The following is an 11,727-nucleotide window of genomic DNA, read 5'->3' as shown; positions in this document are numbered from 1 at the left end:
ACCGCTAGAGTAACCGAACGATCGGTCGGGACAAGGGGGCCTGCCGCATCTGTGGAAAACCCCGTGCGGGAGGATCGCGCACATGACAGCTATCGACCTCAGCAGCCCCGTGGCCGTCGTCGGCGCCGGAACCATGGGCCAGGGCATCGCCCAGGTCGCTCTGGTCGCCGGGCACCCGGTCCGGCTGCACGACGCGCTGCCCGGACGCGCGCGGGAGGCCGCCGACGCGATCGGCGCCCGGCTCGACCGGCTCGTCGAGAAGGACCGCCTCACCGCCGCCGACCGCGACGCCGCACGCGCCCGTCTGACGGCCGCGGAGAGCCTCGCCGACCTCGCGGACTGCGCCTTGGTCGTCGAGGCCGTCCTGGAGCGGCTGGACGTCAAGCAGGAGCTGCTGCGCGAGCTGGAGGAGATCGTCGCGGACGACTGTCTGCTCGCGACCAACACGTCCTCCCTGTCGGTCACCGCGATCGGCGGCGCCCTGCGCCACCCCGGCCGCTTCGTCGGCCTGCACTTCTTCAACCCCGCGCCGCTGCTCCCGCTCGTCGAGGTCGTCTCCGGGTACGCGACGGACGTCTCGTCGGCCACGCGCGCGTACGAGACGGCCCGCGCGTGGGGCAAGACCCCCGTCGCCTGCGCCGACACGCCCGGGTTCATCGTCAACCGCATCGCCCGGCCCTTCTACGGCGAGGCGTTCGCCGTGTACGAGGCGCAGGGCGGCGACCCGGCGACCCTGGACGCCGTCCTGCGCGAGTCCGGCGGCTTCCGGATGGGCGCCTTCGAACTCACCGACCTGATCGGCCAGGACGTCAACGAGTCGGTGACGCACTCCGTGTGGGAGTCGTTCTTCCGGGACGTCCGTTTCGCGCCCTCCCTCGCGCAGCGGCGGCTCGTCGAGTCGGGCCGCCTCGGCCGCAAGACGGGCCACGGCTGGTACGACCACGGCGAGGGCGCCGCCGCTCCCGAGCCCCACACCGCGGAACCGGCCCAGCCGCCCGCGTACGTCACCGCCGAGGGCGACCTGGGCCCCGCCGCCGAACTCCTCGCGCTGATCCGCGAGGCGGGCGTCCAGGTCCGTGAGGACGACGAGGACCACGGCACCCGGCTCGTCCTGCCCGGCGGCGGTCAGCTCGCCCTCGCCGACGGGCAGACGTCCGTCGAGTTCCGGGACGTCGTCTACTTCGACCTCGCCCTCGACTACCGCAAGGCCACCCGGATCGCCCTCTCCGCCTCCCAGGACACCTCCCCGCAGACCCTCTCCGAGGCGATCGGCCTCTTCCAGGCGCTCGGCAAGGACGTCAGCGTCCTCGGGGACGTCCCCGGGATGATCGTCGCCCGGACGATCGCCCGGATCGTCGACCTCGCGCACGACGCGGTCGCCAAGGGCGTCGCCACCGAGGAGGACATCGACACGGCGATGCGGCTCGGCGTCAACTACCCGCTGGGGCCCTTCGAGTGGAGCCGCCGCCTCGGCCGGAACTGGGCGTACGCGCTGCTGGACGACCTCCACCTGCGCGACCCCTCCGGGCGGTACGCGCCCTCCCTCGCGCTGTACCGGCACGCGTACGCCTCCGACAAGCGCGAGGGGAGCACGTCATGACGACCGCCAAGCGGGACACGTACACACCCGAGTCGCTGCTGTCCGTCGCCGTCCAGGTCTTCAACGAGCGCGGCTACGACGGCACGTCCATGGAGCACCTCTCCAAGGCCGCCGGGATCTCCAAGTCGTCGATCTACCACCACGTCGCGGGCAAGGAGGAGTTGCTCCGGCGGGCCGTCTCGCGCGCGCTGGACGGGCTCTTCGCGATCCTCGACGAGGAGCACGCGCGCGTGGGGCCCGCGATCGGCCGTCTTGAGCATGTCGTCCGCCGCATGGTCGACGTTCTGATCACCGAGCTTCCGTATGTGACGCTTCTTCTCCGCGTCCGCGGCAACACGGACACCGAGCGCTGGGCCCTCGACCGCCGCCGCGAATTCGACCACCGGGTGGCCGAGTTGCTGAAAGCGGCCTCCGCCGACGGTGACGTCCGCACCGACATCGACGTCCGCCTCGCCACCCGCCTCGTCTTCGGGATGATCAACTCCATCGCCGAGTGGTACCGCCCGGACGGGCGGGGAGCGGGGGAGCGGGAGGTCGCGGACGCGGTGGCCCGGCTGGTGTTCGAGGGGCTGCGGGGAGGCGGCGTCCCCCTCTGAGATCGAAGCCACGGTCGTGGTGGAGCGGCCCCCGGACTCCTTGGCGGTTGAAGCTCTCCGGAGCGGCGTGTCGAACGGCTGATCGGCGTTCCTCTCGGAAGGCTGTTCCGGACATAAACGGACAGCGGAGGACGGAACATGCCCGAAGTGACCACCCCGTACGCGACCGGAACCCCCTGCTGGGTCGATCTGATGGCCGACGACCAGCAGGCCGCGCTGGACTTCTACCGGGATCTGCTCGGCTGGCAGGGGCAGCCCGGACCGGCGGAGTTCGGCGGGTACGCGGTCTGCGAGCTGCACGGGAAGGCCGTCGCCGGGATCGGCCCGAAGATGGCCCCCGAAGGCGCCCCGCAGCCGCCGACCGTCTGGACGACCTACCTCGCGAGCGGCGACGCCGAGGCCACGCAGGACGCGATCACCGCCGCCGGGGGCACCGTGCTCGCCCCCGTCATGGACGTCGGCGACCTCGGCCGGATGCTCATCGCCGCCGACCCCCAGGGCGCCGTGTTCGGCGTCTGGCAGGCCGGTGAGTTCCCCGGCGCGCAGATCGTCAACGAGGCGAGCGCGCTGACGTGGAACGAGCTGCACACCAGCGACGTCCCCGCCGCGACCGCCTTCTACGGCGCGGTGTTCGGCGCCGAGATCGTGGCGTTCGACGGCGCCGACTCCTACTGGGAGTTCCGGATCGGCGGCCGGGCGGTCGGCGGCGTCACCCTCCTCGCCAACGACCCGCCCGGCACGCCCGCGCACTGGTTGACCTACTTCTCCGTCGACGACGTCGACTCCACCGTCGACGCGCTGGTCAGGAGCGGCGGTACGGTTCTCGCCCCGCCGTTCGACATGATCGCCGGACGGATGACGGTCGTCGCCGACCCCCAGGGCGGCACGTTCGCCATGATCACGCCCCAGCCGCTGGCGTAACGGCAGTCGGAGCAGGTGCGGGCGCGGGGTACGGGGACGTACGTCCGGCGCCCGCACCAGCGGCGGACGGCCCTGTTCTGGGAGCCGACGGGAAGGAGCTGTTGATGAGCGTCGATGCGATCATGCACACCGAGTTTCCCGAGGGGTACACGGTATTTTTCGGTGCCGACGGGAAGGTGATCTTGACCCCGCGGAGCTTCGAGCACTCCAGCACGATCAAGACGATCTTGTACCACGCGATCGTCTCGCTCGGACTCCACGCGAAGACGGCTTCCGACGTCTATATCGACTTCCCCGCCGATGAGAACTCCGCCCCCGACCTGGCCATCCTCAGAGAGGACGCCAGCAGGGAAGGCAAGCGCTACAGCTTCGAGGACGTCCTTCTGATCGCGGAGGTCGTGTCTCTCTCCTCCGCCCGCAAGGACTACGACGACTGCACAGCGAAGTACGGCCGCCACAGCATCCCCGTCTACCTGATCATCGACCCCTACGCCGCTGAGGTGGTCGTCCACACCCTCCCCACCGGCGACGGCTACATCGCGGCACACACGCACAAGTACGGCACCGGCAAGCTGCCGATCGAGCTGGCCGACGGACGGACGTTCACGCTCGACCTGGACGAGCTGCCGCGCCCCGAAGCGGACTGAGCAGCGCCCCGGTTCACGCGCTGGCCCTGAAGTCGTCCGCGCCGAACGGAGCCCCTTCGTACGTGTACGGGTGGTCGACGCCCATGGTCGCGAGGGTGGCGGCGCGGCGGCGTTCCCACTGGAGGCGGAGTTCCCAGGCGGCCTCGGTCCGGTCGTGGCGTTCGGCCTGGAGGCGGAAGAGTTCGGCGGCTTCTTCCTTGGTGGGGCTGGTCCAGGGACGGGACCAGGGGCTCACGTACGGAACGGAAGGGGCGGCGGGAGCGGGGGCCGGGGCGGGCGGCGCGGAGGCGCGGCGTCGGCAGCCCGTGCCGGGGAAGCAGAGGGCGAGCAGGGTACGCAGGCACGCCGAAATGGCGCGCGCGGTAGACTGGCGCACGGCGACAGACCTTTCGAGAGAGTTGTCGTCACGGCCCCATCAGCGGAGTGCTGGTAACACTCCGAGCTCTGGTGGGGCCCATTTTTGTGTTGTGCGGGTCACGGTAGCACCAAGATTCGGTCCGCAAAGCCAGATCGGCGGATCTTGGCGGACAACGTGCCCTGGGGCGGGGTGGGTTGGGGCCGGCGGACCCCGGGGGCGGTCGGTGACGGGCGGGCCATCGTAGGCCCAAGGGTCAAGCCTGGAATTCCCCTGGATCGGGTAAACGAGGAATGGAAAAGGTAATGCTCCGGCGTTATCGCATTCGGCCGGAAGGAGCCTTCCGAGCACCAACCTCAGGTCTTACTCAGATCGCTCGAATTTCCTTGACGGTCGGCCCGGCGCTCCATGATTGTTCTGCTCATGGCGCTCCCAGGGGAGGGAGCGAAAGAGAGGGAACCATGAATGCGTCATTCGCCCGAGTCTGCACGGCCGCCGCGCTCACCGCATTTCTCGCGGTGGGGGCAGGTCCCGCTTTCGCGGCGGACACGGTGACGTCCGTCGGCACCGACCAGAGCGGCAAGGCGATCCCGCAGGCGCCGGCCGACGCGGACGCCGCCGACACGACCGTCCACCCGGACGGCTGCCCGCCCGACCCGACGTTCTCGTTCAGCAACGTCAAGAGCACGTTCGTCGGCGACAAGAGCAAGACCGTCTACGGGCAGTCCGGCGTCACGCTCTCCGTCTCGGTGGCCAAGGGGCACACCTGGACCGGCACGATCAGCTACGCGGCCAAGCTGAGCGAGTCGATCCTCGTCGCGTCCGCCGAGGAGACGATCAGCGGGTCGATCTCGTACGCCAAGACCACGACCGTCACCCTCGGCGGCACCTGGAAGGTCCCGGCGAACCAGAAGGACGGGTGGCTCGCGCTGGGCTCGAAGGGGTACTCCTTCAAGTGGCAGCGGGGCTCCTACAACGGCGCCTGCAAGTGGATCGTCTCGAACCACGGCACCGCGAAACTGCCCGCGCTCTCGCCGTACATCGCGCACTCGTGAGGCGTGCGGTGGGGGGAGTGCGGGGGGTCGGCGTGGCGGCGGTGCTGCTGACGACGGTGTCGCTGGCGTCGGCGTGCTCGGGGGCCGGGGGCGGGCGGGGGGTCGCGCCGTCGGGGACGGGGGTCTCGACGGCGGGGGTTTCGGGGGCGGGAGCCTCGGCGGCAGGGGGCCTGGCGTCGGGGTCTTCGGCGGCGGGGGTTTCGACCGCGGGGGTTTCGTCGGCACAAAATTCAACCGTTGCCGAAACCCCGAGCACCCCGAGCGCCCCGAGCATCCCGACCGCCCCGGACCGGCTCCCCGACCCGATCCAATCCGCCCTCCCCGTCGGCTCGAAAACCCTGTACTCGGGTTCGGGTCGTGGCGCGGGCGGCACCACCCTCCCCGCCGCCGCGGGAAATGCCTCCACCGTCACCGCGATGTGGACCTGCGCGGGCCCGTCCCGTTTCACCGTCCTCTCCTCCGGAAAACCCCTCATCGGCTCCGAGTGCGGCGACGGGACCGGCGTATTCACCGCCCAGATCCCACACGCCGATTTGACCGAACTGACGTGGAAATTCTCGGCCGACAATTCAGTGATCTGGCGTTTCGTGGTAATAGCCCCGCCGAAAGGCTGAACGCTTATCCGTACGTTCGCTTCCGAGAAGGCGACGACAGATACGTACGACGCTGTCGTCGCCGCGGGCCCATCCGCCCCCAAACCGCCTCAAGCCCCCCTGGGGGCAAGGGTGTTGGCCGAAACACCGCTCATCCGGTCCGGTACAGTCTGGTTTCGCTCGTGCGAACGACCAGGCACGAGCAACGCGCTGCGCGTCCCCCGAGCCGGCGCATCTTCATGCGCACCTACGACTCAAGGACCTGAAACTTGCGTATCGTCCGGACCATAGCGACCGCAACGGCCTCCGTCGCCGTCCTCCTCGGCACCACCGCCCTGACGGCCCCCACCGCCTCCGCGGCCTCCCTGCCCTCCCAGTGCAACCTGGTCCTCACCCTGACCAAGGAAGCCTCCACCTCCCTCAACCTCCGCAGCGGCCCCGGCACGAGCTACACCTCCCTCGGCATCCTCGCCACGGGCGTCAAGTTCACCGAGTACTGCACGAAGGACTACGCCTGGAGCTACGGCAAGGTCACGAGCGGGGCGAACAAGGGGAAGACGGGGTGGGTCAAGTACTCCCTCCTGAACCCCATCGAGAAGTGACCCACTCGCCGAACCCCACATGACCAAGCCAGCCGGGCTCCCTTCGCGTCGCGCGAGGAGAGCCCGGCTGTCCGTCCGCACGGACGACGACCGCGGCTGCCTCCGACTGGTCCTCGCCGTTCCCCTCGCCGTGCTCACCCTCATCGCCGGGTACTTCTGCCGGACGGCCCTGACCATCCGCCCCTCGGGCACCTGGGACGACGACGCGTACGCGGGCATCGTCCTGTCGTGCGTCGTCACCATCGCGACGGCTGGAGTTGCGGGAGGGCTGTGGCTGGTGCCGTCCGTGCGGAGGGTGATGCCGGGGTGGTGGCGGGGGTCTTGCTGTCGCGGACCGGGATGACGGCGGGGTGACCGTCGGCGACCTCAAGGCAGTTGTGCGGCTCGTGTTCTGTGTTCCGTCAGGACGTCCCTGAGGAATGCGAGGGACTCCGGCGGGGGCAGCGCCAGGTCACGGAGACGGTCGTAGGCGAGGCGGCGGAGAGCACCTGGAAGGTGACGTTCGGCCACGTCGCGACATCCACGAGGTGCAGGAGTTGCTCCTCCCAGACCTTCGGGCCGGCGCCCGCGCGTCGGAGTGCCGTCTCGTCGAGGAGGACGCGGACGACCGGCCGTGGACTGCGGTGCAGGGCGCTCTGCCGAGCGAGCCGTACGGCCACTCTCTCCTCGGTGAGTTCGTCGCCCCGGCACGCCGAGGGACAACTTCCACAGGGTCCGAGCGGTCGCCTCCAATTTCAGGAACGTCTTCAAGGGGTTTTTGAACGGTCGAGTTGAGCGATCCTCCATGACGGTCAGCTTGGCCAGCACACCTCGACCGGAATCCGGGTCCGGCGCTTCGTCGCGCTGTTCGGACACGTCACCCCTCCTCATTGCCCCGAAGGCCGGTCAACAGCCTCCCCCTTCCGCACACGGACGACCCTGATCGGAACCCCGATGCGCGAACTCCCCACCCCTCTCCCCGGAATGCGCCTCCTCCCCTGGACCACCCCCGAGGGCAACCCTTGTCACCTCAGTACGGACAACCCCCACAGCCGCCTCTCCCTCCTCGCCGACGACATCGAGGACGCCCATCTCACCAACAGCCAGGACGTGTTGGCCGGTGCGAAGGAGGTCCTCGCGGACGACAGGGCCGGCGAACGGGCCGTTCGTTTCGCGCTGGGCCGGGCCACGGAGTGCCTCGCGGACGTCCTGCTCGTCGCGGTGAGCAGGGGTGCGCGGATCTCGTCGGACGGCTGAGGGCGTCACACTAGGCTGTGGGGTCATGACGGAACGTATGCGCATCGGCCTGATCTCCTTCGGCCCGGCGGAGTTCACCGCGTTGCACGAGACGTGCGCCGAGGCCGGGCACGAGGCCGTCGTCTACGCCTACTCCCGCTCCATGCGCCCGCGTTCGGCGCCGGAGGCGGGCGCGGCGGACGCCGTGCGGCGGATCGTCGCCGCGCTGCCCGCCGGGGTGGACCTGCTGCTCCCGGGCAGTCCGGCGGGGTTGGGCGCGGCGGTGCGCGGGTACGGGCTCGACCTGCTCGTCTGTTACGGGTTCTCGTGGCGGCTGCCGCCGTCCGTACTGACCGCCCCTCGGTACGGCGTCGTCAACATCCACTGCTCGACACTTCCCAAGTACCGGGGCCCGGCACCGGTGTTGTGGGCGATCCGCAACGGCGACCCGTACCTCGGCGTGACGGCCCACCGGATGGACGAGGACTTCGACACCGGCCCGGTGCTCGCCCAGCGAGGCGGTGTGCCGATTCCGGACGACGTGACGCCGGAGAGTCTGTGGGAGGGGCTGGCGCCGGTCCTGCGCGGCGTGCTCGCCGTCGCCCTGGAACGGGTACGGGACCCGGCGGCCGGTGAACCCCAGTCCGCCGCGGGGGCCTCCCACGCGGGGCTGATGGAACCGGAGTTCGCCGTCGTCGACACCGCGAGGACCGCGCGGGAAGTGCACGACCAGGTACGGACGTTCCGCTTCATGGGCCCCGGCCGAGGTCCCCTCGCCACGGTCGACGGCCGCCCGCTGAGAATCCTGCGCACCAGCCTGACCCCGGCCGACGGCCCTCGACTGGCCTGCGCGGACGGGCCTGTCTGGATCACGGACTCGGAGGTGGTGCCGGTGGCGGCGGAGGAGGTGGTTGCGGACGCCCAGCCGAGGTCTCCCGAGCGCGGATTCTCGAACCCCATCCCGTAAGCACCAACCCTCAGGCCCCGCCCCCCAACAGTCCCCCCAGCCGTTCCACCAGTGCCGCCGCCCGCGGATCGTCCGGTGAGTCGAACGGGCCGAGCAGCCGCAGTGCCTCCTCGCGGGCGGCGCGCGCCGCTTCGTACGCCTCCTGGCCCCCGGCCCCGGTCCCCGCGTCGAGCGCGTCCGCCAGACCCCCCAGCGCCCCCGCGAGCTGCCACGGCGCATCCACTCCCCGGAACCCGGCCACCGCACGGCGCAGCAGCTTCACCGCCTCCTCGGGGCGGCCCAGCTCCCGGCACGCCTCACCGGCCCCGGCCAGCGCGGCGGCCTCCCGAGCCGTGTCCCCCAGCTTTCGCTGCACGGAGGCGGACTCCCGGAACAGCCGCAGGGCCTCCGCCGGATTCTCCCGCGCCCGCTCCACCCGTGCCGCCTCCGCCAGCCAGTGCCCGCGCCACACCGGGTTGCTCTCGTCGGCGGCGATCGCCAGGGCGTCCTGGATCGCCAGGCCGGCCGCGTCGAACTCCCCGGACTCCCGCCGCGCCCAGCTCAGCAGGAACAGCGCGTTGCCCTCGCCGAACCGGTCCCCCAGCGCGCGGAAGTCGGTCAGCGCCCGCTCGACGATCTCCGCGGCCTCCGCACCCCGGCCCAGTTCGCACAGCGTCTCCGCGAGGTTGCCCCGGATGAGGGCCGACCAGCGGCGGTCGCCGAGCGCGCCGAACAGCTCCGCGCTCTCCTCGAACCGGGACCGGGCCTCGGCCAGCTCCCGTCGGCGCAGCCCGAGCAGCCCGAGCGCGTTGACCGACACCGCCGTACCCCGGCGGTCCCCGATGCGGCGGCGGACGGCGAGCGCCGCGCGGTGGTGCTCCTCGGCCTCGTCGAGCCGCAGCGCCTGGAAGGCGGCCCGGCCCAGGTTGTCCAGCGCCTCCGCCTCCCCGGGCGCCTCCCCGGTGCGCAGGGCCGCGGCGAGACCGATCCGGGCGGTCGTCTCCCAGTCGTCGAACGCGTTCTGGTGCATGTAGACGGCCCGCAGCGTCACGGCGAGCCGCCAGGCGATCTCCGGGAAACCGGCGTCGGAGGCGGTACGGGTGGCGGTGACGAGGTTCGCGCTCTCCGCGCGGTACCACTCGTACGCGGGCCGGTAGCCGTCGAAGCTCAGGGCCGTCGCGGGCGCCGGGACCCGGTCGTCCAGGTCGTAGCGGTCGTACGGCGCCATGGCGCGCTGTGCCGCGTACGCGGTGTGGAGGTACCAGGCGAGGCAGCGCCCGAGGAGTTCGGCCCGGTCCATCTCGTCCTCCTCCTGGCGGACCCGCTCGGCCGCGTAGGCGCGCAGCAGGTCGTGGAACTCGTGGCGTCCGGCCGGGCGGCGCTCCAGCAGGTGGGCGCGGACCAGCGTGTCCAACAGCGCGCGTACGCGTGGCGGTTCGCCCCCGGCGAGGGCGGCGACGGCCGGCAGGCCGAACTCGCCCCCGGGATGCAGGCCGAGGAGCCGGAACAGCCGGGCCGCGATGCGCAGGGCCAGCGGCAGTCCCGCGCACAGCCCGGCCAGCGCCGCCAGGTCCCCGCGCCGGTCGCGGGCGCGGTATCCGGCGGTGGCCGCGCGCAGCAGGTCGACGGCGTCCGGCGTCGGGAAGGTCGAGACCTCCAGGCGCAGCGCGCCCTCCTGGGCGACCAGACCCGACAGGTCGTCCCGGCTGGTCACGACGGTGAGGCAGCCCGGGGCGGCCGGCAGCAGCGGGCGGACCTGCGCGCTGTCCACCGCGTTGTCGAGCACCATCAGCATGCGCCGGTCCGCGAGGAGCGAGCGGAACAGCGTCTCCCGGCGCTCCCGCCCGGACGGCACCTGCGGGAGGGGGACGCCGAGATCTTCCAGGAACCGGCCCAGCACGTCCTGCGGGGACACCGGGGAACCGGCGCCGTAGCCGTGGAGGTCGGCGTAGAACGCGCCGCCCGGGAAGTGCGGGCGCACGCTGTGCGCCCAGTGCAGGGCGAGCGAGGTCTTCCCGACCCCGGCGGTTCCGGTGATCGCCGCGACGCGGACGCCGTGCGGTTCGTCCCGGCCGTCCGCCACGAGACCGGCGAGGCGGGCCAGTTCCCCGGAGCGGTTGACGAAATGGCCTACGGCGGCGCGGAGTTGGTGAGGGACAACGGACGGTCCCGGGGGCGGCGGCTGGTGGACGTGGACGCCGCCCCGGACGTCGCCCGCCTGGACGACGGTGTGGGCCGAGGCCGTGCCGCCGAAGCGGTTGTCGACGGGCCCGTTGCCGGTGGGTTCCGAGGCGTCGGTCATGCGCGCGCCTGGCCCGGTGGAGGCGGGAGGGGGGCCACGTGTCCGGCGAACCAGCCCGCGAGGGGCTCGCCGGTGTCGTAGAGATTCTCGATGAACTCCTGGCAGCGCAGGACGAGTTCGGGGTCGGTGAACTTCCGTGCGGACTCCAGGACACCCTCGTCGTCGTAGACCGCCCGGTACGCCACCTGTGAGCCGAGCGTGTAGATCTCCGGGAGCGGGTCCTCCGTCTCGAAGCGGGCCACCCGGTCCGCCCCGATGACGTGTACGGGGCCTCCGCACTCGTCGCGGACGCGCAGCGCGTGCAACTCCCACTGCATGTAGGCGCTGAGGGGTTCCTCGACGACGCGGACGCGGCGGGCGGCGAAGCCGTGGCGGTCGATCCTGCGGTGGTACTCCGCCATGTCCGCGCGGCCCGCCTCCAGCAGCCGCAGCGACTGCGCCCAGTCGCCCCGGGCGAACGCCCGCCAGCTGTCGTAACCGGGTTCCCTGAAGGTCTGCCCCCGCTCCAGTTTCCAGAAGCCGAGGCCCGCGCTGTGCCAGAAGTGCTTCTCGAAGTCGGCGTAGTAGTCCGCCAGTTCCATGCGCTCACCCACCGCGCCGCACAGCGGGCTACTCATCCGGGATGTCCGTCTTCGCCGCGCGGATCGTCGCCCGGGGGATGACGACCAGCCGCTCACCGGGGTCGACGCTCACCCCGGCCGGCAGCCGCCCCTCGTACGAGGCGGTCAGGTCCGCGCCGATCACCGCCACGTCCCCGTTGTCCAGCTCCCACATGTCCGGGCAGCTCGCGTTGCCGGACGTCTGCCCCAGTTCGTGCGACGACTTGCCCAGCCGCCGCGCGAAGGCCGCCCCTGGATCGGCTTCCCACTTCTCGGCCATGCCCCCTCCTCGTCCC

At 71.6% G+C, this 11,727-nt stretch carries 12 protein-coding genes and 2 pseudogenes; 9 read left to right on the top strand and 5 right to left on the bottom strand.

Annotation, left to right across the window (positions count from 1 at the left end; all coding sequences use genetic code 11):
• Positions 1-82: 82 nt before the first annotated feature.
• From ABZX85_RS43875 to ABZX85_RS43860, 4 genes are all read left to right on the top strand, one after another.
• A complete protein-coding gene (locus ABZX85_RS43875; RefSeq protein WP_355882696.1) occupies positions 83-1,600 on the top strand; it encodes a 3-hydroxyacyl-CoA dehydrogenase in 1,518 nt (505 codons plus the stop codon).
• Entirely contained in the window at positions 1,597-2,196 is a 600-nt protein-coding gene (locus ABZX85_RS43870) for a TetR/AcrR family transcriptional regulator (RefSeq protein ID WP_355882693.1), read from the top strand. The genes ABZX85_RS43875 and ABZX85_RS43870 overlap by 4 nt, the downstream gene beginning before the upstream one ends.
• 138 nt (positions 2,197-2,334) lie before the next feature.
• Positions 2,335-3,117: a VOC family protein gene (locus tag ABZX85_RS43865; RefSeq protein ID WP_355882690.1), complete on the top strand. Its 783-nt coding sequence runs from the start codon at positions 2,335-2,337 to the stop codon at positions 3,115-3,117.
• A 104-nt stretch (positions 3,118-3,221) separates the two neighbouring features.
• Positions 3,222-3,764 (top strand): Uma2 family endonuclease, encoded by a 543-nt coding sequence (locus tag ABZX85_RS43860; protein WP_355882687.1) that lies wholly within the window; start codon positions 3,222-3,224, stop codon positions 3,762-3,764.
• A 13-nt stretch (positions 3,765-3,777) separates the two neighbouring features.
• On the opposite strand, the gene ABZX85_RS43855 is transcribed toward ABZX85_RS43860, so the two are convergent.
• Positions 3,778-4,140, bottom strand: a complete 363-nt coding sequence (locus ABZX85_RS43855; RefSeq protein ID WP_355882684.1) for a hypothetical protein — start codon at positions 4,138-4,140, stop codon at positions 3,778-3,780.
• 440 nt (positions 4,141-4,580) lie between these two features.
• Here ABZX85_RS43855 and ABZX85_RS43850 point away from each other — a divergent pair, with 440 nt between their 5' ends.
• The 3 genes and pseudogenes from ABZX85_RS43850 to ABZX85_RS43840 form a co-directional block, all read left to right on the top strand.
• The gene (locus tag ABZX85_RS43850; RefSeq protein WP_355882681.1) at positions 4,581-5,174 is read left to right on the top strand and encodes a hypothetical protein; all 594 of its coding nucleotides are present in this window, start codon (positions 4,581-4,583) and stop codon (positions 5,172-5,174) included.
• A gap of 862 nt (positions 5,175-6,036) precedes the next feature.
• Positions 6,037-6,369, top strand: coding sequence for an SH3 domain-containing protein (locus ABZX85_RS43845; protein ID WP_355882679.1), 333 nt, complete (start codon positions 6,037-6,039; stop codon positions 6,367-6,369).
• 19 nt (positions 6,370-6,388) lie between these two features.
• Positions 6,389-6,682 (top strand): annotated as a pseudogene (locus ABZX85_RS43840) (hypothetical protein); the annotation flags it as partial.
• A gap of 88 nt (positions 6,683-6,770) precedes the next feature.
• On the opposite strand, the pseudogene ABZX85_RS43835 reads toward ABZX85_RS43840, so the two are convergent.
• Positions 6,771-7,034: pseudogene (locus ABZX85_RS43835) on the bottom strand (Scr1 family TA system antitoxin-like transcriptional regulator); the annotation flags it as partial.
• A 268-nt stretch (positions 7,035-7,302) separates the two neighbouring features.
• Here ABZX85_RS43835 and ABZX85_RS43830 point away from each other — a divergent pair.
• The gene (locus tag ABZX85_RS43830) at positions 7,303-7,605 is read left to right on the top strand and encodes a hypothetical protein (RefSeq protein ID WP_355882676.1); all 303 of its coding nucleotides are present in this window, start codon (positions 7,303-7,305) and stop codon (positions 7,603-7,605) included.
• 25 nt (positions 7,606-7,630) lie between these two features.
• Entirely contained in the window at positions 7,631-8,551 is a 921-nt protein-coding gene (locus tag ABZX85_RS43825; protein WP_355882673.1) for a formyltransferase family protein, read from the top strand.
• A gap of 10 nt (positions 8,552-8,561) precedes the next feature.
• Here the strand turns inward: ABZX85_RS43825 and ABZX85_RS43820 are convergent, their stop codons facing one another.
• From ABZX85_RS43820 to ABZX85_RS43810, 3 genes are read right to left on the bottom strand one after another with little or no spacing between them, the layout of a single operon-like run.
• Positions 8,562-10,832, bottom strand: a complete 2,271-nt coding sequence (locus tag ABZX85_RS43820) for a tetratricopeptide repeat protein (RefSeq protein WP_355882670.1) — start codon at positions 10,830-10,832, stop codon at positions 8,562-8,564.
• Positions 10,829-11,449, bottom strand: a complete 621-nt coding sequence (locus ABZX85_RS43815) for a DUF6879 family protein (protein WP_355882667.1) — start codon at positions 11,447-11,449, stop codon at positions 10,829-10,831. The genes ABZX85_RS43820 and ABZX85_RS43815 overlap by 4 nt, the downstream gene beginning before the upstream one ends.
• Positions 11,442-11,711 (bottom strand): hypothetical protein, encoded by a 270-nt coding sequence (locus tag ABZX85_RS43810; protein WP_355882664.1) that lies wholly within the window; start codon positions 11,709-11,711, stop codon positions 11,442-11,444. Before ABZX85_RS43810 ends, ABZX85_RS43815 begins: the two co-directional genes overlap by 8 nt.
• Positions 11,712-11,727: the final 16 nt, after the last annotated feature.

The sequence above is a fragment of the Streptomyces sp. NPDC004539 genome, assembly GCF_040610055.1.
Lineage (GTDB): Bacteria > Actinomycetota > Actinomycetes > Streptomycetales > Streptomycetaceae > Streptomyces.
This window is presented reverse-complemented; position numbering and strand designations above follow the sequence as displayed.

Excerpts from the sequence above, each read along its gene's own strand:
- ABZX85_RS43875 (WP_355882696.1), top strand. The coding sequence starts at position 83 with ATGACAGCTATCGACCTCAGCAGCCCCGTGGCCGTCGTCGGCGCCGGA.
- ABZX85_RS43870 (WP_355882693.1), top strand. The coding sequence starts at position 1,597 with ATGACGACCGCCAAGCGGGACACGTACACACCCGAGTCGCTGCTGTCC.
- ABZX85_RS43865 (WP_355882690.1), top strand. The coding sequence starts at position 2,335 with ATGCCCGAAGTGACCACCCCGTACGCGACCGGAACCCCCTGCTGGGTC.
- ABZX85_RS43860 (WP_355882687.1), top strand. The coding sequence starts at position 3,222 with ATGAGCGTCGATGCGATCATGCACACCGAGTTTCCCGAGGGGTACACG.
- ABZX85_RS43850 (WP_355882681.1), top strand. The coding sequence starts at position 4,581 with ATGAATGCGTCATTCGCCCGAGTCTGCACGGCCGCCGCGCTCACCGCA.
- ABZX85_RS43830 (WP_355882676.1), top strand. The coding sequence starts at position 7,303 with ATGCGCGAACTCCCCACCCCTCTCCCCGGAATGCGCCTCCTCCCCTGG.
- ABZX85_RS43825 (WP_355882673.1), top strand. The coding sequence starts at position 7,631 with ATGACGGAACGTATGCGCATCGGCCTGATCTCCTTCGGCCCGGCGGAG.
- ABZX85_RS43820 (WP_355882670.1), bottom strand. The coding sequence starts at position 10,832 with ATGACCGACGCCTCGGAACCCACCGGCAACGGGCCCGTCGACAACCGC.
- ABZX85_RS43815 (WP_355882667.1), bottom strand. The coding sequence starts at position 11,449 with ATGAGTAGCCCGCTGTGCGGCGCGGTGGGTGAGCGCATGGAACTGGCG.
- ABZX85_RS43810 (WP_355882664.1), bottom strand. The coding sequence starts at position 11,711 with ATGGCCGAGAAGTGGGAAGCCGATCCAGGGGCGGCCTTCGCGCGGCGG.